The sequence below is a fragment of the Streptomyces sp. NPDC096152 genome (genome assembly GCF_044763235.1).
Lineage (GTDB): Bacteria > Actinomycetota > Actinomycetes > Streptomycetales > Streptomycetaceae > Streptomyces.
In genome coordinates this window covers 358,570-378,550 of the sequence record NZ_JBIWFW010000001.1, presented here as the reverse complement: position 1 = coordinate 378,550, position 19,981 = coordinate 358,570, and the positions used below count along the sequence as shown (strand labels likewise).

The 19,981-nt window shown below is 70.2% G+C and carries 15 protein-coding genes, 2 tRNA genes and 1 pseudogene; 6 read left to right on the top strand and 12 right to left on the bottom strand.

Annotated features, from left to right (window positions below; all coding sequences use genetic code 11):
* From clpX to ACIQ9G_RS01650, 5 genes are all read right to left on the bottom strand, one after another.
* On the bottom strand, positions 1–1,287 hold the full coding sequence (gene clpX, locus ACIQ9G_RS01670) for an ATP-dependent Clp protease ATP-binding subunit ClpX (protein WP_403604681.1): 1,287 nt from the start codon (positions 1,285–1,287) through the stop codon (positions 1–3).
* Positions 1,288–1,455: 168 nt separating this feature from the next.
* On the bottom strand, positions 1,456–2,136 hold the full coding sequence (locus ACIQ9G_RS01665) for an ATP-dependent Clp protease proteolytic subunit (protein ID WP_356180691.1): 681 nt from the start codon (positions 2,134–2,136) through the stop codon (positions 1,456–1,458).
* 132 nt (positions 2,137–2,268) lie between these two features.
* The gene (locus ACIQ9G_RS01660) at positions 2,269–2,874 is read right to left on the bottom strand and encodes an ATP-dependent Clp protease proteolytic subunit (RefSeq protein WP_189705719.1); all 606 of its coding nucleotides are present in this window, start codon (positions 2,872–2,874) and stop codon (positions 2,269–2,271) included.
* Positions 2,875–3,277: 403 nt separating this feature from the next.
* Positions 3,278–4,672 carry a trigger factor gene (gene tig, locus ACIQ9G_RS01655; protein ID WP_403604677.1) on the bottom strand — a complete coding sequence of 465 codons (1,395 nt, stop codon included), beginning with the start codon at positions 4,670–4,672 and terminating at the stop codon, positions 3,278–3,280.
* Positions 4,673–4,852: 180 nt separating this feature from the next.
* Positions 4,853–4,929, bottom strand: a tRNA-Pro gene (locus ACIQ9G_RS01650).
* Between the two features lie 200 nt (positions 4,930–5,129).
* Between ACIQ9G_RS01650 and ACIQ9G_RS01645 the strand changes: the two genes are divergently transcribed.
* Positions 5,130–5,200, top strand: a tRNA-Gly gene (locus ACIQ9G_RS01645).
* A 177-nt stretch (positions 5,201–5,377) separates the two neighbouring features.
* Complete coding sequence (locus ACIQ9G_RS01640) at positions 5,378–5,575, top strand: hypothetical protein (protein WP_403604674.1); 198 nt, start codon at positions 5,378–5,380, stop codon at positions 5,573–5,575.
* Between the two features lie 896 nt (positions 5,576–6,471).
* Here ACIQ9G_RS01640 and ACIQ9G_RS01635 read toward each other — a convergent pair.
* A complete protein-coding gene (locus ACIQ9G_RS01635) occupies positions 6,472–6,666 on the bottom strand; it encodes a hypothetical protein (protein ID WP_392192896.1) in 195 nt (64 codons plus the stop codon).
* Between the two features lie 563 nt (positions 6,667–7,229).
* Here ACIQ9G_RS01635 and ACIQ9G_RS01630 point away from each other — a divergent pair.
* Positions 7,230–8,333: an acyltransferase family protein gene (locus tag ACIQ9G_RS01630; RefSeq protein ID WP_403604671.1), complete on the top strand. Its 1,104-nt coding sequence runs from the start codon at positions 7,230–7,232 to the stop codon at positions 8,331–8,333.
* 85 nt (positions 8,334–8,418) lie between these two features.
* On the opposite strand, the pseudogene ACIQ9G_RS01625 reads toward ACIQ9G_RS01630, so the two are convergent.
* The 4 genes and pseudogenes from ACIQ9G_RS01625 to ACIQ9G_RS01610 form a co-directional block, all read right to left on the bottom strand.
* A pseudogene (locus ACIQ9G_RS01625) lies at positions 8,419–8,871 on the bottom strand (HD domain-containing protein); the annotation flags it as partial.
* Positions 8,872–8,900: 29 nt separating this feature from the next.
* Complete coding sequence (locus tag ACIQ9G_RS01620) at positions 8,901–10,082, bottom strand: PP2C family protein-serine/threonine phosphatase (RefSeq protein ID WP_403604668.1); 1,182 nt, start codon at positions 10,080–10,082, stop codon at positions 8,901–8,903.
* A 189-nt stretch (positions 10,083–10,271) separates the two neighbouring features.
* Entirely contained in the window at positions 10,272–11,093 is an 822-nt protein-coding gene (locus tag ACIQ9G_RS01615; RefSeq protein WP_403604664.1) for an Fpg/Nei family DNA glycosylase, read from the bottom strand.
* Between the two features lie 191 nt (positions 11,094–11,284).
* Positions 11,285–11,770, bottom strand: a complete 486-nt coding sequence (locus ACIQ9G_RS01610; protein ID WP_403604661.1) for a ribose-5-phosphate isomerase — start codon at positions 11,768–11,770, stop codon at positions 11,285–11,287.
* Between the two features lie 218 nt (positions 11,771–11,988).
* Here ACIQ9G_RS01610 and ACIQ9G_RS01605 point away from each other — a divergent pair, with 218 nt between their 5' ends.
* Positions 11,989–13,467 (top strand): amino acid permease, encoded by a 1,479-nt coding sequence (locus ACIQ9G_RS01605; protein WP_403604658.1) that lies wholly within the window; start codon positions 11,989–11,991, stop codon positions 13,465–13,467.
* 398 nt (positions 13,468–13,865) lie between these two features.
* Here the strand turns inward: ACIQ9G_RS01605 and ACIQ9G_RS01600 are convergent, their stop codons facing one another.
* Positions 13,866–14,447 carry a biotin transporter BioY gene (locus tag ACIQ9G_RS01600; RefSeq protein WP_356180663.1) on the bottom strand — a complete coding sequence of 194 codons (582 nt, stop codon included), beginning with the start codon at positions 14,445–14,447 and terminating at the stop codon, positions 13,866–13,868.
* A gap of 433 nt (positions 14,448–14,880) precedes the next feature.
* Here ACIQ9G_RS01600 and ACIQ9G_RS01595 point away from each other — a divergent pair, with 433 nt between their 5' ends.
* Positions 14,881–16,263: an amino acid permease gene (locus ACIQ9G_RS01595; protein ID WP_403604653.1), complete on the top strand. Its 1,383-nt coding sequence runs from the start codon at positions 14,881–14,883 to the stop codon at positions 16,261–16,263.
* 158 nt (positions 16,264–16,421) lie between these two features.
* Here the strand turns inward: ACIQ9G_RS01595 and ACIQ9G_RS01590 are convergent, their stop codons facing one another.
* Positions 16,422–17,084 carry a DsbA family protein gene (locus ACIQ9G_RS01590; protein ID WP_403604650.1) on the bottom strand — a complete coding sequence of 221 codons (663 nt, stop codon included), beginning with the start codon at positions 17,082–17,084 and terminating at the stop codon, positions 16,422–16,424.
* Between the two features lie 173 nt (positions 17,085–17,257).
* Here ACIQ9G_RS01590 and pepN point away from each other — a divergent pair, with 173 nt between their 5' ends.
* Positions 17,258–19,858 carry an aminopeptidase N gene (pepN, locus tag ACIQ9G_RS01585; RefSeq protein ID WP_403604647.1) on the top strand — a complete coding sequence of 867 codons (2,601 nt, stop codon included), beginning with the start codon at positions 17,258–17,260 and terminating at the stop codon, positions 19,856–19,858.
* Positions 19,859–19,981 lie beyond the last annotated feature (123 nt).

Here is a 19,981-nt window from a genome sequence, read left to right as displayed (position 1 = left end):
TCAGGCCGTCTTCTGCTCGCCCGGGCCGCGGCCGCGGGCGTCGCGCGGGATCAGGGTCGGGTTGACGTTGGAGTGCACGACGTCGGCGGTGATGACGACGCGGGCCACGTCCTTGCGGGAGGGGACCTCGTACATCACCGACATCAGCACCTCCTCCATGATGGCGCGCAGACCGCGGGCGCCGGTCTGGCGGAGGATGGCCTGGTCGGCGATGGCTTCGAGGGCCTCGCGCTCGAAGTCCAGCTCCACTCCGTCGAGTTCGAACAGGCGCTGGTACTGCTTCACCAGCGCGTTGCGCGGCTCGACCAGGATCTTGAGCAGGGCCTCGCGGTCGAGGTTGTGGACCGAGGTGATGACGGGCAGCCGGCCGATGAACTCGGGGATCATGCCGAACTTGACCAGGTCCTCGGGCATGACGTCCTCGAACTGGTCCTTGGCCTCCAGCTCCCGCTTGGAGCGGATCGTCGCGCCGAAGCCGATGCCCTTGGCGCCCGCGCGGCCCTCGATGATCTTCTCCAGGCCGGCGAAGGCACCGCCCACGATGAACAGCACGTTCGTCGTGTCGATCTGGATGAACTCCTGGTGCGGGTGCTTACGGCCGCCCTGCGGCGGGACGGACGCGGTGGTCCCCTCCAGGATCTTCAGCAGGGCCTGCTGGACGCCCTCGCCGCTCACGTCCCGCGTGATCGAGGGGTTTTCACTCTTCCGCGCGACCTTGTCGATCTCGTCGATGTAGATGATCCCGGTCTCGGCCTTCTTGACGTCGTAGTCGGCGGCCTGGATCAGCTTCAGCAGGATGTTCTCGACGTCCTCGCCGACGTAGCCCGCCTCCGTCAGCGCCGTGGCGTCGGCGATGGCGAAGGGCACGTTCAGCATGCGGGCGAGGGTCTGGGCGAGGAGTGTCTTGCCCGAGCCCGTGGGGCCGAGGAGCAGGATGTTGGACTTGGCGAGCTCGATGCCGTCGTCGCGGCCCTGCGCGCCGCCGTTCTCACCGGCCTGGACCCGCTTGTAGTGGTTGTACACCGCGACGGACAGGGACTTCTTCGCGGGCTCCTGGCCGACGACGTACCCGTCGAGGAACTCGTAGATCTCGCGGGGCTTGGGAAGCTCCTCCCAGCGCACCTCGCTGGTCTCCGCGAGCTCTTCCTCGATGATCTCGTTGCAGAGATCGATGCACTCGTCGCAGATGTACACACCGGGCCCTGCGATGAGCTTCTTGACCTGCTTCTGGCTCTTGCCGCAGAACGAGCACTTGAGCAGATCGCCGCCGTCACCGATGCGTGCCACGGTGTGCTTCCCCTTCGCCTGGGAGACGCCTAGGTCCAGCGGCTCCTGGTGCTGCCTTATGTCGACGGTACCTTGCCGGGCCCCTGGTTCGGGCCCCCCTTGGCGCGGTTCACTGCGACGTGCACGGTCAAACCGGGCCAAGGGGCGGCAGACGATACATCCGGCGCGTCAGCGCACGTTCTCGTTGTTCATCTTGCGGGTCGAGATGATCTGGTCGATGAGGCCGTACTCCAGCGCCTCCTCGGCCGTGAGGATCTTGTCGCGCTCGATGTCCTCACGGATCTTCTCCAGCGGCGTGTTGGAGTGCCGGGCCAGCATCTCCTCCAGCTGCGAGCGCATCCGCAGGATCTCGTTGGCGGCGATCTCCAGGTCGGAGACCTGGCCGCGGCCGGTCTCGCTGTAGGGCTGGTGGATCAGCACACGGGCGTTGGGCAGGGCCATGCGCTTGCCCTTGGTGCCGGCGGCGAGCAGCACGGCCGCGGCCGAGGCGGCCTGGCCCATGCACACCGTCTGGATGTCCGGCTTCACGAACTGCATCGTGTCGTAGATCGCCGTCAGCGCGGTGAAGGATCCGCCGGGGCTGTTGATGTAGACCGAGATGTCCCGGTCGGGGTCCATCGACTCCAGGCACAGCAGCTGCGCCATGACGTCGTTGGCGGAGGCGTCGTCGATCTGGACGCCGAGGAAGATCACGCGCTCCTCGAAGAGCTTCGCGTAGGGGTCGTACTCGCGGACGCCCTGCGAGGTGCGCTCCACGAAGCGCGGGATCACGTAGCGGGACTCGGCCGAGGGGCCGGTGTACTCGGCGCGCGTGCGGTCGTAGAGGCCGCTGCCGGGGAAGTCGTTCACGGTGTCTCCTGGGAAGGGGCTGGGCGGTCGGCTGAGGGGCGGGCTGGGGCTGCTGCGGCCCCGCAGGGGGTCGGCAGGGCCCTGCGGGGCGCGGCTGGGCCCACGGGGCCGTCAGGGCCCCGCGGGAGCGTCTCAGGCCCCGGTGCCGCCGCCGCCCGGCATGCCGGCGGCCGTGGGGATCACGTCGTCGATGAGGCCGTACTCCTTGGCCTCGTGGGCGTCGAACCAGCGGTCGCGGTCCGAGTCCCGGGTGATCTGCTCGACCGACTGGCCGGTGTGGAACGCGGTCAGCTCGGCCATGCGCTTCTTGGTGTGCAGCAGCCGCTCGGCGTGGATCTTGATGTCCGAGGCGGAGCCGGCCAGGCCGGCGGAGGGCTGGTGGATCAGGATCTCGGCGTTGGGCAGCGCGAAGCGCTTGCCGCGGGTGCCCGCGCTCAGCAGGAACTGGCCCATCGAGGCCGCGAGGCCCATGGCGATGGTCACCACGTCGTTCTTGATGAACTGCATGGTGTCGTAGATCGCCATACCGGCCGTGATCGAGCCGCCGGGGCTGTTGATGTACAGGTAGATGTCCTTGTCCGGGTCGGCGGCAAGGAGCAGCAGCTGCGCGGTGATCTTGTTCGCGATGTCGTCGTCGACCGGCTGGCCGAGGAAGATGATCCGCTCGTTGAGCAGCCGGTTGTAGACCTGGTCGCCGAGGCCACCACCGATGGAAGGCTCGCCGGCGGCGGAGGGCATCAGATTCGTCACGTATCCACCTGCTCGTCTTACGACGGCGCCGGGCCGTCTCACGTGTTCTGCCGGGGCGTGGGACCCCGGCTCGCCGCCGTCCGGGGCGGCTTCGGGGACTCCCCTGCCCTCGTATTCATGGACCCTAACGCGCAGGCAGGCGGGTGCCATCCCGGTTCCGCGACTGTTCGCTGTCAGCGCATGTCCGGCGACAATCCCGTACGTGGTACGGCCATGACCCGGCACGACTCGCGGGCCGACACGGCGGCGGGCCGCCCCGGCGGCGGTCCGGCACGGCGGCAGGCCGGTACGGCCGCGGGTGGGTACGGCAGCGGGCCGGTACGGCGACGGGCCCCGGGGCGCGGTGAGCGTCCCGGGGCCCGTCGTGGCCGCGTCGGAGGGGGCGCGGGGATCAGGCCTCGGCCTTCTCCTCGCCCTCGCCCTCGGCGGAGGCGGCCTCGGTCTCGACGGCCTCGGCGGTCTCCTCCGCCTCGTCCTCGTCCTCCAGGTCGACGATCTCGCCGTTGGTGTCCTTCACGGTCGCGGCCTCGACCACGACGGCCAGGGCCTTGCCGCGGGCGACCTCGCCGACCAGCAGCGGAACCTGGTTCTGCTGGACGACCGCCTGGGCGAACTCGTCGGGGGACATGCCGGAGGAGGCCGCGCGCCGCATGAGGTGCTCGGTGAGCTCCTCCTGGCTGACGTTGAGCTTCTCCTTGTTGACGAGCTCGTCGAGCACGAACTGGGTCTTGATGCCCTTGACCGCGGCCTCGCGGGTCTCGGTGTCGAACTCCTCGGCGGTCTTGCCCTGGATCTCCAGGTACTTGTCGAGGGTGAGGCCCATCTGGCCGAGCTGGTGGTGCTCGAGGTTGTGCTTGCGGGTGTTGATCTCGTCCTCGAGCAGCTTCTCGGGGACCGGGACCTCGACCAGCTCGAGCAGCTTGTCCAGGACGCGCTCCTGGGCCTGCGTGGCCTGGTCGTACTGCTTCATGCTCTCCAGGCGCTTGCGGCTGTCGGCGCGCAGCTCCTCGAGGGTGTCGAACTCGGAGGCGAGCTGCGCGAAGTCGTCGTCCAGCTCGGGCAGTTCACGCGCGGCGACCTGGGTGACCTTGACGGTGACCTCGGCCTCCTTGCCGGCCGCCGAGCCGCCCTTGAGCTCGGAGGTGAAGGTGGCCTCCTCGTCGGCGGACAGGCCCTTCACGGCGTCGTCGATGCCGTCCAGCAGCTCGCCGGAGCCGATGGTGTAGGAGACGCCGTTGGCGACGCCGTCCTCGAGGACCTCGCCGTCGACCTTGGCCTCCAGGTCGATGGTGACCACGTCGCCGTCCTCGGCGGCGCGCTCGACCGGGCTGGTCGAGGCGAAGCGCTCGCGCAGCTGCTCGACCGCCTTCTCGACGTCCTCCTCCGTCACCTCGACGGCGTCGACCTCGACCTCGATGCCGGAGTAGTCCGGGATCTCGACGGTCGGGCGGACGTCGACCTCGGCGGTGAAGTTCAGCGTCTCGCCGTCCTTCAGCTCGGTGATGTCGACCTCGGGCTGGCCCAGCGGGTTCAGCTCGGCCTCGTTGACCGCTTCGGTGTAGAACTTCGGAAGCGCGTCGTTGACGGCCTCCTCCAGGACGGCACCGCGGCCGAACCGCTGGTCGATGACGCGGGCCGGGATCTTGCCCTTGCGGAAGCCCTTCACCGTGACCTGCTGGTTGATCTTCTTGTACGCCGCGTCGAGGCTGTCCTTGAGCTCCTCGAAGGGCACCTCGACAGTGAGCCGAACCCGGGTCGGGTTCAGGGTCTCCACGGCGCTCTTCACGGTTCGGTCTCCTTGTGGCTGACTTCTTGGTTTCTGCCGGAGCCAGACAGGTCCGGCGGATTTCGCCGCCCGGGAGGATTCAGATACTGAGACACGGGCGCGCAGCTTGCATAGTAACCGCAGCCGCACAGCGCCCCAAAAGGCGATCATGCGAGGTGGCGCCGACCCGGAGCCGGCGGGTGGTCGGGGTGGCGGGATTTGAACCCACGGCCTTCCGCTCCCAAAGCGGACGCGCTACCAAGCTGCGCCACACCCCGTCTGGTGCGACACGTAGGGTACATGCCCGCAGGCAGCGGGGCTGCCGCATTTCACGAGCATCCCGGCGCATCGCGGCGCGCGCGACCCACTCCGGCGCACCCGTGCACCCCGCCCTTCGGAGAAGGGGTGTGCGTCGACCCCGTACGACCCGCTACGATGCCTTCTGTGCCGCGATCACCTGGTCCGCGGCGCGATGTGTGCGGGCGTAGCTCAATGGTAGAGCCCCAGTCTTCCAAACTGGCTACGCGGGTTCGATTCCCGTCGCCCGCTCTGCATGAATCAGGGCCAGTTCGGAGGCTATTTCCTCCGACTGGCCCTGATCGTTTCCCGGGGCTCCGTTCAGTCCTGCGTGTCCCCCGCGTGCCCCTTGCCGCGCAGACCCTTGTGGTCAGTTGGCGCCCAGGATCAGTACCCTCAAGGACTCGGTGCGGGACCTAGGGGGAACACATGGTGGACTTTTTGTTCTGGCTTATCGGTAGCTGTTTCCTTTTGCTCGGATTTTTCTGCCTCTACGTCGCCTTGCTGGTGTTCATCGGCTGGCGGCAGGGCATGGAGCGGCCGACGTTCCCGAAATTCCTGGCGTGGTTCGGCGCAGGGGTCGCCTCGGAAGGGCTCATGTGGATCTTCTACACGCACAAGCCTTGATCGCACGACCGGAGGCCCGCTACACGTCGGCTTATCAACGTTCGAGTGGCCCGTTGGGGGCTGACACCAACGCCTGACACCAACAACCCCGGACGAGCACGCCTCAGCGCGGACCGTGGCGGTCACCAGACCGCCTCACCACCGGCGAGCGCCTGCAACCACAGTCTGTGGTGATCGACCTGATAAGGATGAGGCCCAGCCTCAAAGCCTGTGCGCCAGGGGAGCGGCTCAGAGCACCGCGTGAGAGCGAGCAGGGCCCGGGGCAGGCGTGGGGGGGCGCAGGAGGGCTGAGAACGCGGCAGAGAGCCACACGTGCCCCCTGCGTGCCCGATGAGGGGGTACCGCACGGGGAACAGCGGGGAGTCACGGCGACCAGTTCAGAAACGCGCAGGTCAGCGTCTCGCCAGGTCACCACACATCCGCATACGCACTCTTCCAAACTGGCTACGCGGGTTCGATTCCCGTCGCCCGCTCTGTACGGCCCGGGCCGGGTCGGAGGTTCTCCCTTCCGACCCGGCCCGAGTGCTTTCCGGGTCCGCGTCCGGGCCCGCGCCGGCCGACCCGCCCCCCGCGCATTCGGCCACTCGACATCCTCCGCTCGCATTCAATAACTCGATCGATCGAGCGGAACACGCCGCCGGTCCGAAGCGGGGCCTCTCGCGGGACATGTCACTACGGTCCACCTTTCCCGTTTCCCGCATCAACGCGCCCATGTCGCGAAGGAAGGGCAGAGCATGCGTCAAACACCGCGGGCCGCGAGGGCGGCGGCATCTGGAACGGCGTCTTCTTCCCGGCGGGCCGGGTCACCCTGGATCACAGCCCCGTGCAGGGCGACCGCCCGGACCAGTGCTACCCGGCCGGCAGCATGAGCGGCTGCTGATCCCTGCGTGCGGCGGTCAGAAGCTGATCGAGTTGATCGTCTCCGCTATCGAGTTCAGGAAGCGGTTGATCGACGGGGCCATGCCGGTGGAGGCGAGGAAGAAGCCGAAGAGCATGGCGACGATGGCCGGCCCGGCCTTGATCGATCCTCCCCGGAGCAACACCACCAGGATGATCGCCAACAGCACCACCACAGACAGTGAAATGGCCACAACTGATCACACCCTCGGTCGGTTCCGCTCTCCCGGCCCGGGGACGCCTGCCCCGCACGCCCCCGCCAGAACCATCGTGCCACCAACCTGCCCCGCGTATGCGGCCGCTGACGCAACATCGGTCACGGCCTCGTCACCAACCGCCCCGCGCGGGGCGGAACCCCCGGTGGGAGGCGGTCAAGGGGCCCGCGCCGTACGGCAATTCGAGGGCGCACCCGCGACGGAAATGGAGCACTGTCGTTTCCATGTCCACACATCGCGTGCGCAGGTAATTCGAATTGTTGGCGCAGACACGGCACTATGACCCCATCAGTCATGATGTATCAGGACATTGAGGGTGCATGGGATGTGCACAAAGGACACTCGGGATGTGTCGGCAGTCACCCCCACGGTCACGTCTTCTTCGCCAAATCCCGGGTACCCGCAGCGGATAGCCAGGAATGACGTCGGGGGTTTTACGGAATCCCGCAGACAACGCTAGGGTGCCTCAGATGTTCCACGCTGCCTCGTCCCCCGGCCAGAACAGATCGCCGCTCCCTCCGGCACAGTCGCCGGCGCCTGGAGTGCCGAGCCCGCGCAAGCCCGCCGAACAGAGCGGCAGGCCGGGCAAGCAGCGCGACGCGTTCTTCGACAACGCCAAGTATCTGGCGATCGTCCTGGTGGCGATGGGGCACGTCTGGGAGCCGCTCAAGGACGACAGCCGGATCGTGGAGGCGGCGTACACGGTCGTGTACAGCTTCCACATGCCGGCGTTCATCATCATCTCCGGCTTCTTCTCGCGCAGCTTCGACATGCGCCCCGACCGGCTCAAGCGCCTGATCACCGGCGTGGTCGTGCCGTACGTCGTCTTCGAGACCGGCTACTCGCTGTTCAAGCGCGTCGTGGACCACGCCCCCGACCACGACATCAGCCTCCTCGATCCCTGGTTCCTCACCTGGTTCCTGTGCGCGCTGTTCATCTGGCGGCTGACCACCCCGATCTGGAAGCTGGTGCGCCACCCGCTGCCGATCGCCCTCGGCATCGCCATGCTGGCGTCGGTCGCCTCCAGCATCGGCGACGACCTCGACCTCCAGCGGGTCCTGCAGTTCCTGCCCTACTTCGTGCTCGGGCTGTGCATGAAGGCCGAGCACTTCCACATGGTGCGCCGCCGGTCGGTGCGGATCCTGTCGGTGCCCGTGTTCGCCGCGGCGCTGGCCGTGGGCTGGTGGGCGGTGCCCCACATGAGCACCGCCTGGTTCTACCACCGCGACTCCGCGCAGGAGTTGGGCGCGCCCTGGTGGACCGGCCCGATCATGGTGCTGGCGATGTTCGGCTGCTCGCTGCTGCTGACCGCCTGCTTCTTCGCCTGGGTGCCGCGCCGGAACATGTGGTTCACCTCGCTCGGCGCCGGCACGCTCTACGGCTACCTGCTGCACGGCTTCCTCATCAAGGCCGGCGACTTCCGGGGCTGGTTCGACCACCCCGCGCTGCACCGCCCGCTCGGCGAGATCGCCCTGACCGTGCTCGCCGCGGCCGTCGTCACCCTGCTGTGCACCGCGCCGGTGCGGCGGGTCTTCCGGTTCGCGATGGAGCCGAAGATGGAGTGGGCCTTCAAGCAGGACGCGGCCGAACTGGCCCGCGAGCGCTCGAAGGCGGAACGGCGCGAGCGGGAGAAGGTCAGCGCCTAGCCCGGCCGCCGCTGCCGAAGTTCCCGCCTCTCCCCCGGCTCTCCTGGCCCCCTCGGGCCACCTCGTCCGTCTCGTCCCCCTCTTCCGTCAGACCGAGAAGCGCGCGCATCCGTGCGTACTTCTCGGTCAGTCGTTTCCGGGTGCTGTCGTCCAGGGCCGCGAGACGGCGTGGGTCGGCGTTGTGCGCCAGGTCGGCCTCCTTCACCAGCCGGGCGCCGGGCGTGGCGAGGATCCGCCGCGCGTACGCCTCCGGCTCCTCCCCCGCCCGCTTGGTGACGGCCAGCACGATGTCCTTCGTACGGCGGCTCAGCGCGGCCTCGTGCAGCCAGCGGGCGGAGAGCGCGCCGTCCTCGACGGAGTCGTGCAGCCAGGCCGCCGCGATCTGGTCCGGGTCGCCGCCGCGGGCCCGCACCCCCTCGGCTACGGCCCTCAGGTGCTCGGCGTAGGGCCGGGCCGCCTTGTCGGTCTGGCCCTCGTGGGCGGCGCGGGCGACGGCCTCGACTTCGGCCGGGGTGAGCGGGGGGCGCGTGTCGGTCATGGCGCCAGTGTGCCGGTCGCGGTGGCCGTTCAGCGCGGCATCGCCTGGGCCGTCGGGCCCTCGCGGCAGATCAGCAGCAGCGCCCGGTCGTCGTTGACGTCCTTCGCCACCGCCTCGATCAGATGCCAGGCGGCGCCGTGGAAGCCGCCGGCGACATAGCGGTCGGCCTCGCCGGTGAGGCGGTCGATGCCCTCGACGATGTCCCGGTCGGAGGTCTCCACCAGGCCGTCGGTGAACAGCATCAGGACGTCGCCGGGTCTCAGCGAGCCCTTGACGGGGTCGAACTGTGCGCCGTCGTACACCCCGAGGAGGGGGCCCTCGGCCGATTTCTCCTCCCAGCGGCCGCTGCCCGCGCTGAGCTGCAGGCCCGGCGGATGCCCCGCGGAGTACAGCTCGTAGTCGCCGGAGTCGAGGTCCAGCACCAGGTGGATCGAGGTGGCGAAGCCCTCCTCCCAGTCCTGGCGCAGCAGGTAGCCGTTGGCCGCCGGAAGGAAGGCGTGCGGGGGCAGGCTGCCCAGCAGGCCGCCGAACGCACCCGACAGCAGCAGCGCCCGGGAGCCGGCGTCCATGCCCTTGCCGGAGACGTCGGTGAGGACGGCCTCCAGGGTACGGCCGCCGTTGGTGCGGGCCGCGACCACGAAGTCGCCCGAGAAGGACTGGCCGCCGGCCGGGCGCAGCGCCATCTCCCGGTGCCAGCCGTCGGGCAGCTTCGGCAGCTTGCTCTGTACGCGGATGCGCTCCCGCAGGTCGAACAGCATGGTGCCGCCGCGCCGCCAGGGCACGCCGACCCGGCTGCGGAACTGCGCGATCAGCAGCCCGAAGAACCCGCACGCGGCGACCACCAGCACGGTGCCGGGGGTCACCCGGGAGGGGCCCTCGGTGTACGGGCCGAGCCGCACGGACTCCACTATGAGCGCGGTGGCCGCCGCCGCGTACAGGCCGAGCAGGCTGGCCGGGCGCAGCAGCAGCCCTCCGGCGACGATGGGCAGGACCAGCGCGACCGGCGCGAACCACACCGGGTTGGCGAGCGTCACGGCCGCGATCACCGGGATGGTCAGCAGCAGGCCACCGAGCGCCACCCAGTCGGAGCCGTTCCCGCGGAAGTAGTCGACGGCGGCTCTGCGCACGCCGACGCGGGCCCGGTGCCACTGCTTCTTCAACCGGGCCGTGAACGTCTCGGCTTCCGCGCGCCGCCCTCGTCCTGCTGCCATCAGTTCGGGACCCTATCCAGCCGAGCAGCCTCTTCGCACGGGAGGTCTGACTTATCCCTCGTTGGAGACTCAACTTCACAGACGCCTCCCAGGCCGTCAACAGCCGCTTCCGTGCTCAGCCGTTGACACCTCACCGCGCTTGCGGCCACCCGCTGGGGCAGGACGGCCGCCCGCGCCGCGGCAGAACGGTCACCGGCCGGCGCCGGCCTGGCAGGTGGGGCACCAGAAGAGGTTGCGGGCGGCGAGGCCGGCGGTGCGGACCTCGGTGGCGCAGACGTGGCAGGGCAGGGCGGCCCGGCGGTAGACGTACACCTCGCCGCCGTGGTCGTCGCGGCGGGGCGGGCGGCCCATCGCCTCCGGGGTGTGTTCGGGGCGGACGGTGTCGATGCGGTTGTTGCGGACGCCCTCGCGCATGAGCTCGACCAGGTCGCTCCAGAGGGCGTCCCACTCGCCGGGGGTGATGTCCCGGCCCTGGCGGTACGGGTCGATGCCGTGCCGGAAGAGGACCTCGGCGCGGTAGACGTTGCCGACGCCGGCGACGACCTTCTGGTCCATCAGAAGTGCGGCGATCGTCGTACGGCTGCCGCGGACACGGGCGTAGGCGGCGTCCGGGTCGGCGTCCGGGCGGAGCGGGTCGGGGCCGAGACGGTCGTGCAGGGCCGCCTTCTCGGCGTCGGTGATCAGCGCGCAGGTCGTGGGGCCGCGGAGGTCGAGGTAGGAGGCGGCGTCGGCCAGGCGCAGGCGCACGGTGTCCGTGGGCGGGGGCGCCGGGGCGTCGCCGAAGGTGACCTTGCCGAAGAGGCCGAGGTGGATGTGGACCCAGTCGCCGTCGCGGAAGCCCAGGAAGAGGTGCTTGCCGTGGGCTTCGGCGGTGTGCAGGGGGCTGCCGTCCAGGAGGGCGGCGGAGTCGGCGAACTTGCCCTGGGGGCTGCGGACGGTGAGCGGGGCGCCGTGCGCGAAGCGGGCCGCGCAGTCCTGGGCCAGCCGGTGAATGGTGTGCCCCTCTGGCACGTGCGGGTCTCCTTTTCGGCCGTCGTGACGTCCGGCCGCCTGCCCCACCCGGCGCCCGGGCTCGGACCGGCGAACCGGCTCGGACCGGCGCCCCGGCTCGGACCGGCGGCCGGGTGAGAGGCGCCCGTCCCGGGCTCCCGCCCCACACCCGGGTGCGGGAGCCGTTGCCGCCGCGGACCGGCGGGCGCGGGTTACTGCTGAGGGTGGTGGGCCGGGATCGGGGGGAGGTCGCCCGTGGTCTCGTACGCCGTAAGCATGTCGATGCGGCGGATGTGGCGCTCGTCACCGGAGAAGGGGGTGGCGAGGAAGGTCTCGACGAACTTCGTCGCCTCCTCCGCCGTGTGCATGCGCGCACCCACCGCCACGACGTTCGCGTTGTTGTGCTGCCGGCCGAGCGAGGCGGTCTCCTCGCTCCAGGCGAGGGCCGCCCGGACGCCCTCGACCTTGTTCGCGGCGATCTGCTCGCCGTTGCCGGAGCCGCCGATCACGATGCCGAGGGCGTCGGGGTCCGCGGCCGTGCGCTCGGCGGCCCGCAGGCAGAAGGGCGGGTAGTCGTCCTGGGCGTCGTAGATGTGCGGCCCGCAGTCGACGGCCTCGTGGCCCGCCGCCTTGAGCCACTCGACGAGGTGGTTCTTGAGTTCGAAGCCCGCATGGTCCGAGCCGAGATACACGCGCATGGTCCGAGTGTGACACGCCGGTTCCCGGGCAGACGGGCCGGGTTAGGCAGTTATCACACCCCCCGAAAAAATGTGAGCGACATTACAAACCTCAAAAGAACCTCAAGTAACGATTGGATTTCGAAGGTTCACGAATCTCTTTGCCTCGGATTCACTGGTCCGACTCGTACACCGCTCGTACGGGGAAACCGCTCACCCGGCGCAAAGGAAATCCCTTCATGACCTCGCAGCCGACCCTGCAGAAGGCCGGAAGCGGCCACGGAAGCCCGGAAGAACCAGGTTCCGGGCTCCAGGCCGGACTCAAGAACCGACACCTGACGATGATCGCCATCGGAGGTGTCATCGGTGCGGGACTGTTCGTCGGTTCCAGCTCCGGTATCGCCACGGCGGGACCCGGCATCCTCCTGTCGTACGCCCTCGTCGGCACGCTCGTCGTGCTCGTGATGCGCATGCTCGGCGAGATGTCCGCAGCCAACCCGACCTCCGGCTCCTTCTCCGCGCACGCCGACCGCGCGCTCGGCCGCTGGGCCGGCTTCTCCATCGGCTGGCTCTACTGGTTCTTCTGGGTCGTCGTACTGGCCGTGGAAGCGACCGCAGGCGCCAAGATCCTCGAGGGCTGGATCCCCGCCGTGCCCCAGTGGGGATGGGCCCTGATCGTGATGGTGGTGCTCACCGCCACCAACCTCGTCTCCGTCGGCTCCTACGGCGAGTTCGAGTTCTGGTTCGCCGGCATCAAGGTCGTGGCGATCGGCGCGTTCATCGTCGTCGGCCTGCTGGCCATCTTCGGCGTGCTGCCCGGCGTCCACGCCGACCAGGCGAGCTTCGGCAACCTGACCGGCCACGGCGGCTTCCTGCCGCACGGGCCCGGTGCCATCCTCACCGGCGTGCTGCTCGTCGTCTTCTCCTTCATGGGCAGCGAGATCGCGACCCTGGCCGCCGGCGAGTCGGAGGACCCGCAGCGCGCGGTCACCAAGTCGACCAACAGCATCATCTGGCGTATCGGCGTCTTCTACCTCGGCTCGATCCTCGTCGTGGTCTCCCTGCTCCCCTGGGACTCCAAGGCGATCACCGACAAGGGCTCCTACGTCGCCGCCCTGGACTCCCTCGGCATCGCGCACGCCGGCCAGATCATGAACTTCATCGTGCTGACCTCGGTGCTGTCCTGCCTGAACTCCGGCCTCTACACCGCCTCCCGCATGGCGTTCTCGCTCGGCGAGCGCGGTGACGCCCCGAAGGCGTTCGCCCGGACCAACAGCCGCGGTGTGCCGATGGCCGCGATCGTGGTGTCGGTCGTCTTCGGCTTCGTCGCGGTGTTCTTCAACTACAAGTTCCCGGACTCCGTCTTCCTCTTCCTCGTCAACTCCTCCGGTGCGGTCGCCCTGTTCGTGTGGCTGGTGATCTGCTTCTCGCAGCTGCGGATGCGCAGGATCATCCAGCGCGAGGCACCGGAGAAGCTCGTCGTGAAGATGTGGCTGTACCCGTACCTGACCTGGGCCACGGCCGCGCTCATCGTCTTCGTCCTCGGCTACATGCTGACCGACACCGAGGGCGAGAGCAGCGGGCGGACGACGGTGCTGCTGTCGCTGCTGGTCGCCGCGGTCGTGATCGTGATCGCCGTCGTCAAGCAGAAGGTGACCGGCGACCGGGCGGCGGTCGCGGCGCCCGCCGCCGAGTCGGAGAAGGTCTCGGCCGGCTGACCGAGCCTCGCGCAGACCGCAGGAGAGGGAGTCCCGCCCCGGGACTCCCTCTCCTTCTTCTTTCCTCCGGAGCACCGTGCTTCTTCCAGAGGACCGTGCTTCTTCCAGAGGACCGTGAAGCTCTCCCTGAGCCGGTCGTACCGGGACGTGCCGCCGCTGGGCGCGGCGGCCGGGGCGCTCATCGCGGCGGGCGTGGCCGGGCTGTGGTGCTCGCGGGGACGGCCACGGGACCGAGGGCAGGGCTGATCGGGCCCCGGCGAGGGCGTGGTCGGCACCGAGGCCGACAGGAGCAGCCAGGTCCCGGTCGGCTCCTCGACCCCCGGACATGAAAAAGCTCGCCGGGTCGAAGTCGCGGTAGGACTTCGGCCCGGCGAGCCTTCTCCAGGGGCGTCGCCGCGTCAGCGCTTGCCGGCGAACTTCCAGGCGGTGGGCAGCGCGCCCATCGCCAGGGCGGCCTTGAGGGCGTCGCCGATCAGGAACGGGGTGAGGCCGGCCGCGACGGCGGCGGAGGCGGACATCCCGGTGGCGGCGGCCAGGTAGGGGACGCCGACCGCGTAGATGACCGCCTCGCCGAGGATCATCGTGCCCGCCATGCGCAGCACGCCGCGGTCGGCTCCGCGGCGGGCCAGGGCGCCGACGACGGTGGAGGCGAGGATCATGCCGAGGACGTAGCCGAAGGAGACGGCACCCGCGCCCGAGGCGCCGTCCGCGAACCACGGCACGCCGACGACGCCCGCGAGCGCGTACAGGGCCAGGGACAGGAAGCCGCGGCCGGCGCCGAGCGTCGTGCCGACGAGCAGGGCGGCGAACGTCTGGCCGGTCACCGGCACCGGGGAGCCCGGCACGGGCACGGAGATCTGGGCGGCGAGGCCGGTGAGCGCGGCACCGCCGAGCACGAGCGCGACGTCGCGCACGCGCGACGCGGGCAGGAGATCGGCGAGGACTTCGCCGGGGCGAGCGGTGGCGGTGGCGGTGCTCATGGGGACTCCGCAGGTGAGGGACATGGTGGGACACGGTGACGCTATCCCAGGGCGGTCGAGCCGATCACCGTCAGCGATCGACAAAGGCGGGAACCACGGCTTGGTGGGCTCCGCACAAACGGTGCGCCCTACACGCGAGATGGCGTGATGCCGGTCACGGAGGCAGGGGCGCCCACCTCACATCGGGGGCCGGTGAGGCGACTGTAGGGTTCCGCCAAACGTCCCGCGTCCGGTCGTGGCGCGGTTCGCCCCTCGGACACTCCCCCGCCACCCGGCCGGGGTGCCGGTCGCCGTACCGGCCGCCGCGTAGCCGCCCGTTCACCCTTCGTACGTCGCGTGTCCGGATGGTGGGCGCCCGCTTCGTCCGGGCGGAGAGGCTGCCCAGACTGTTGACGTTTTCGCCCCCCACACCCGTACTGGACGAGTCGCGCCCATGCCAAGCAGCACCACCGTCGAGACGCCACGCGAGGCGGACGACGCCACCCTGTCCCACGGCCTGAAGCAGCGCCATCTGTCGATGATCGCCCTCGGCGGCGTCATCGGCGCCGGCCTGTTCGTCGGCTCCGGCGCGGGAATCGCCGCCGCCGGCCCCTCGATCGTCGTCGCCTACGCCCTCTCCGGGATCCTCGTGATGCTGGTGATGCGGATGCTCGGCGAGATGTCGGCCGCCCACCCGTCGTCGGGGTCCTTCTCCGCGCACGCCGAGCGGGCCCTCGGTCCCTGGGCGGGCTTCACCGCGGGCTGGTCCTTCTGGGTCCTGCTCTGCACGGCCGTCGGGCTGGAGGGAATCGGCGCGGCGAAGATCGTCACCGGCTGGCTGCCGGGCACGCCCGAGTGGGCGTGGGTGGCGCTGTTCATGGTGGTCTTCTGCGCCACGAACCTGGCCGCGGTGAAGAACTTCGGCGAGTTCGAGTTCTGGTTCGCCGCGCTGAAGGTCGGCGCGATCACGCTGTTCCTGGTCCTCGGTGTACTGGCCATCGCCGGTGTCCTGCCCGGCACCTCCTCCCCGGGCTCCTCGAACCTCACCGACTTCCTCCCGCACGGCGGCGAGGGCCTGGTCGTCGGGCTGCTCGCCTCGGTGTTCGCCTACGGCGGCCTGGAGACGGTCACCATCGCCGCCGCCGAGTCGGAGAACCCGGTCAAGGGCGTCGCGAGCGCCGTGCGCACCGCGATGTGGCGGATCGCGGTGTTCTACATCGGCTCCATGGCGGTCATCGTCACCCTGGTCCCCTGGGACTCCAAGGAGGTCGTGGCCAAGGGCCCGTACGTTGCCGCGCTCGACCACCTGGGCATCCCGGGTGCCGGCCAGCTGATGAACGTGGTGGTGCTGGTCGCGCTGCTGAGCGCGATGAACGCCAACGTCTACGGCTCCTCGCGCATCGCGTACTCCCTGGTCCGGCGCGGCCAGGGCCCCCGCGCGCTGGCCCGGGTCTCCGGCGGCGCCCCTCGGATCGCCGTCCTGGTGTCCTGCGTCTTCGGCTTCGCGTGCGTGCTGCTCAGCTACTGGCGGCCGGACGACGTCTTCCCCTGGCTGCTGAACATGATCGGCGCGGTGATCCTGGTGGTGTGGATCTTCATCGCCGCCTCGCAGCTGCGTCTGCGGCGCCGGCTGGAGCGGGAGTCGCCGGAGAAGCTGGTCGTGCGGATGTGGGGCTTCCCGTGGCTGACGTGGGTCGCCCTGGCCGGCATGGCGGCGATCTTCGTCCTGATGGCCCGGCAGCCCGACACCCGGGTGCAGCTCTACTCGACGGGCGTCATGACCCTGGTCCTGGCCGCGATCGGCTACGCCTGGCAGCGCGCCCGCGCCCGCGCCTGACCCGCCACTCCCCACCCGAAAGGCCCCCACACCTGGAACCCAGGATCTGTGGGGGCCTTTCCGTTGCCGCCTCGCACGGGACGGGCCCCGCGAGGACGTGGCTCGCGGGGCACATTCCGGCCAGGCCGGTCAGGCCGGTGAAGCCGGTCGGGGACGGCTCACAGGTTGCTGAAGTCCGGCTCCGCCGTGCGGGTCCGCTTGATCTCGTAGAAGCCGGGGACCGAGGCGACCGCGACGGTGCCGTCCCACAGGCGGGCGGCCTCCTCGCCCTTGGGGGCCGGGGTGACGACCGGGCCGAAGAACGCGATCTGCTCGCCGTCGGCGCCGGGCAGGGCGATGACCGGGGTGCCGACCTCCTGGCCCACCTTGTCGATGCCCTCCTTGTGCGAGGCGCGCAGCTCGGCGTCGTACTCGAAGTCCTCCTGGCCCGCGTACTCGATGAGGTCGGCGGGCAGGCCCGCGTCCTGCAGCGCGCCCGCGATCGCCTCGACGGTCGGGCCCTCGCCGCGGTTGTGGAAGCGGGTGCCGAGCGCGGTGTAGAGCGGGCCGAGGACGTCCTCGCCGTGCTTCTGCCAGGCCGCGGTCACCACCCGTACCGGCGCCCAGGCCTTGGTGGTCAGCAGCTCCCGGTACTTCTCGGGAAGTTCGTCCAGCCTGGGCTCGTTGAGCACCGCGAGGCTCATGACGTGCCAGCGGACCTCGATGTCCCGCACTTTCTCCACTTCCAGCACCCACCGGGACGTCATCCAGGCCCACGGGCACAGCGGGTCGAACCAGAAGTCGACGGGGGTCTTGCCGGACGGGGTCGCGGTCTCGGACATGCTTCTCCTCGGACGGAGCCCGGTATCCGGGCTGCGGACCGTACACGTACTTCAACAGGCAACATCGCCCTCTCGCGTCCCATTCCCTGCTGTCCGGCGACAGGAGCACATGGCAGGATCGGTCCTGTTACGTCGTGTCCGGCATCCGAGACCCAGCTGAGGGAGTACCGCCCGTGCCCGGTGAGAACCTGTCCCGCGACGAGGCCCGGGAGCGGGCCGCCCTGCTGTCGGTCGACGGCTACGAGGTATCCCTCGACGTGCGCTCCGCGGTGGGCGGGGAGACCGGGGACGGGGCGCGGACCTTCCGCTCCGTGACCACCGTCCGCTTCCGCTGCGCCGAGCCCGGCGCCACGAGCTTCGCGGACCTTCTCGCGCCGAGCGTCACCGCCGTCTCGCTCAACGGCAAGGACCTCGACCCGGGCGAGGTCTTCGACGGCTGCCGCATCCGGCTGGAGGACCTCGCCGCGGAGAACGAGCTGGTCGTGGACGCCCAGTGCGCCTACTCGCGCACCGGCGAGGGCCTGCACCGCTTCGTCGACCCCGAGGACGGCGAGGTGTACCTCTACACCCAGTACGAGCCGGCCGACTCCCGCCGGGTCTTCGCCAACTTCGAGCAGCCCGACCTCAAGGCACCGTTCCGCTTCGAGGTGCGCGCGCCGGAGGGCTGGACGGTGTGGAGCAACGGCGAGGGCGAACTGCACGACGGGGTCTGGCGGTTCGCGGAGACCAAGCCGATCTCCACGTACATCACCTGTGTCGTGGCGGGCCCGTACCACCACGTGACCGACTCCTACGAGCGGGTCTTCGAGGACGGCACCCGGCTGGAGATCCCGCTCGGCGCGCTCTGCCGCAAGGGCCTGGCCAAGCACTTCGACGCCGACGACGTCTTCCTGGTCACCAAGCAGGGCCTGGACTTCTTCCACGACCACTTCGACTACCCGTACCCCTTCGGGAAGTACGACCAGGCCTTCGTGCCCGAGTACAACCTCGGCGCCATGGAGAACCCGGGCCTGGTGACCTTCCGGGAGGAGTTCATCTTCCGCGGCAAGGTGACGCGGGCGTCCTACGAGGGCCGGGCGAACGTCGTCCTGCACGAGATGGCGCACATGTGGTTCGGCGACCTGGTCACCATGGAGTGGTGGGACGACCTGTGGCTGAAGGAGTCCTTCGCGGACTTCATGGGCGCGTTCTCGCTGGTCGGCGCGACCCGTTTCACCGACGGCTGGATCACCTTCGCCAACCGCCGCAAGGCGTGGGCGTACCGGGCCGACCAGCTCCCCTCCACGCACCCGATCACGGCGGACATCCGCGACCTGCAGGACGCCAAGCTCAACTTCGACGGCATCACCTACGCCAAGGGCGCCTCCGTGCTGAAGCAGCTCGTGGCGTACGCCGGCCAGGACGCGTTCCTGGAGGGCGCGCGGCGCTACTTCAAGCGGCACGCGTACGGCAACACGCGGCTGGGCGATCTGCTCGAGGTGCTGGAGGAGACCAGCGGCCGGGACATGGGCGCGTGGGCGCGGGCGTGGCTGCAGACGGCCGGGGTCAACTCGCTGACGCCTCAGGTGCTGCTCGGCCCGGACGGCCGGATCCAGGAGCTGGCGGTGCTCCAGGAGGCCGCCGAGGCGCACCCGGAGCTGCGCCCGCACCGGGTGGCGGTGGGCCTGTACCGGCGCGGCGACGGCGGCGCCCTCGAGCGGTACGCGCGCGCCGAGGTGGACGTCGAGGGCCCGCGCGCGGTCGTGGCGGAGCTGGCCGGCGCGGACGCGCCCGAGCTGGTCCTGGTCAACGACGACGACCTGACGTACTGCAAGATCCGCTTCGACGACACCTCGCTGGCCACGCTGCGCGAGCACCTCGGCGAGCTGACCGACCCCCTGGCCCGCGCGCTGTGCTGGTCGGCCCTGTGGAACCTGACCCGGGACGCGCTGCTGCCGGCGCGGGACTTCGTCGGCCTGGTGCTGCGGTTCGCGGGGCGGGAGTCCGACATCGGCGTGCTGCAGATGCTGCACGCCTGGACGGACTCCGCGCTCGTCCGCTACGCGGCGCCCGCCTGGCGGGAGACGGGCGGGGCGCTCGTGGCCGAGGGCGCGCTGCGCGAGCTGCGGCAGGCCGAGCCGGGCAGCGAGCACCAGCTCGCCTGGGCCCGTTTCTTCGCGAAGGTGGCCCACGCCCCGCAGGATCTGGACCTGCTGTCGGACCTGCTGGCCGGCACGGCCGGGATCGACGGTCTCGACGTCGACCAGGAGCTGCGCTGGGCGTTCCTGGAGCCGCTGGCGGTGCACGGGGTCGCGGACGAGAAGACGCTCGCCGAGGAGCTGGCCCGGGACGACACCGCCTCCGGCAAACGCCACCAGGTGCGCTGCCTGGCCGCGCGCCCCTCGGCCGCCGTCAAGGCGCAGGCATGGGCGCAGGTGGTGGAGTCGGACGCCCTGTCGAACGCGCTCACCGAGGCGACCATCGCGGGCTTCGCGCAGCCCTCGCAGCGCGAGCTGCTCGCACCGTACGCGCCGAAGTACTTCGCCGCGATCGAGCGGGTGTGGGCCGAGCGGTCGATCCAGATCGCGATGGACGTGGTGGGCGGCCTGTACCCGTCGTTGCGGGACTCCCGGGAGACGCTGGAGGCGACGGACGCCTGGCTCGCCGCGCACGAGCAGGCCGCCCCCGCCCTGCGCCGCCTGGTGCTGGAGGCGCGGGACGACCTGGCGCGGGCGCTGCGCGGACAGGCGTGCGACGAGGCCGCCGCCTCTGGCCAAGGATTCAGTCCTCGGTAACCGTTACGAAATTCAGGCAGGACATGCCGTAACCCCTGGCCCGCCCCCGAGCGGACCAGGGGTTTTCGGCACCCGAACACCCGTCCTTCAGGGCGGGCCTGTCCGGGTTTGCCGACAGGCGTG

Bases quoted from the DNA above. Each gene is read 5' to 3' on its own strand.
- ACIQ9G_RS01660 (WP_189705719.1), bottom strand. From the start codon at position 2,874: ATGCCCTCCGCCGCCGGCGAGCCTTCCATCGGTGGTGGCCTCGGCGAC.
- ACIQ9G_RS01640 (WP_403604674.1), top strand. From the start codon at position 5,378: ATGGTGGACTTTTTGTTCTGGCTTATCGGTAGCTGTTTCCTTTTGCTC.
- ACIQ9G_RS01620 (WP_403604668.1), bottom strand. From the start codon at position 10,082: ATGGCAGCAGGACGAGGGCGGCGCGCGGAAGCCGAGACGTTCACGGCC.
- ACIQ9G_RS01610 (WP_403604661.1), bottom strand. From the start codon at position 11,770: ATGCGCGTGTATCTCGGCTCGGACCATGCGGGCTTCGAACTCAAGAAC.
- ACIQ9G_RS01605 (WP_403604658.1), top strand. From the start codon at position 11,989: ATGACCTCGCAGCCGACCCTGCAGAAGGCCGGAAGCGGCCACGGAAGC.
- ACIQ9G_RS01600 (WP_356180663.1), bottom strand. From the start codon at position 14,447: ATGAGCACCGCCACCGCCACCGCTCGCCCCGGCGAAGTCCTCGCCGAT.
- ACIQ9G_RS01595 (WP_403604653.1), top strand. From the start codon at position 14,881: ATGCCAAGCAGCACCACCGTCGAGACGCCACGCGAGGCGGACGACGCC.
- ACIQ9G_RS01590 (WP_403604650.1), bottom strand. From the start codon at position 17,084: ATGTCCGAGACCGCGACCCCGTCCGGCAAGACCCCCGTCGACTTCTGG.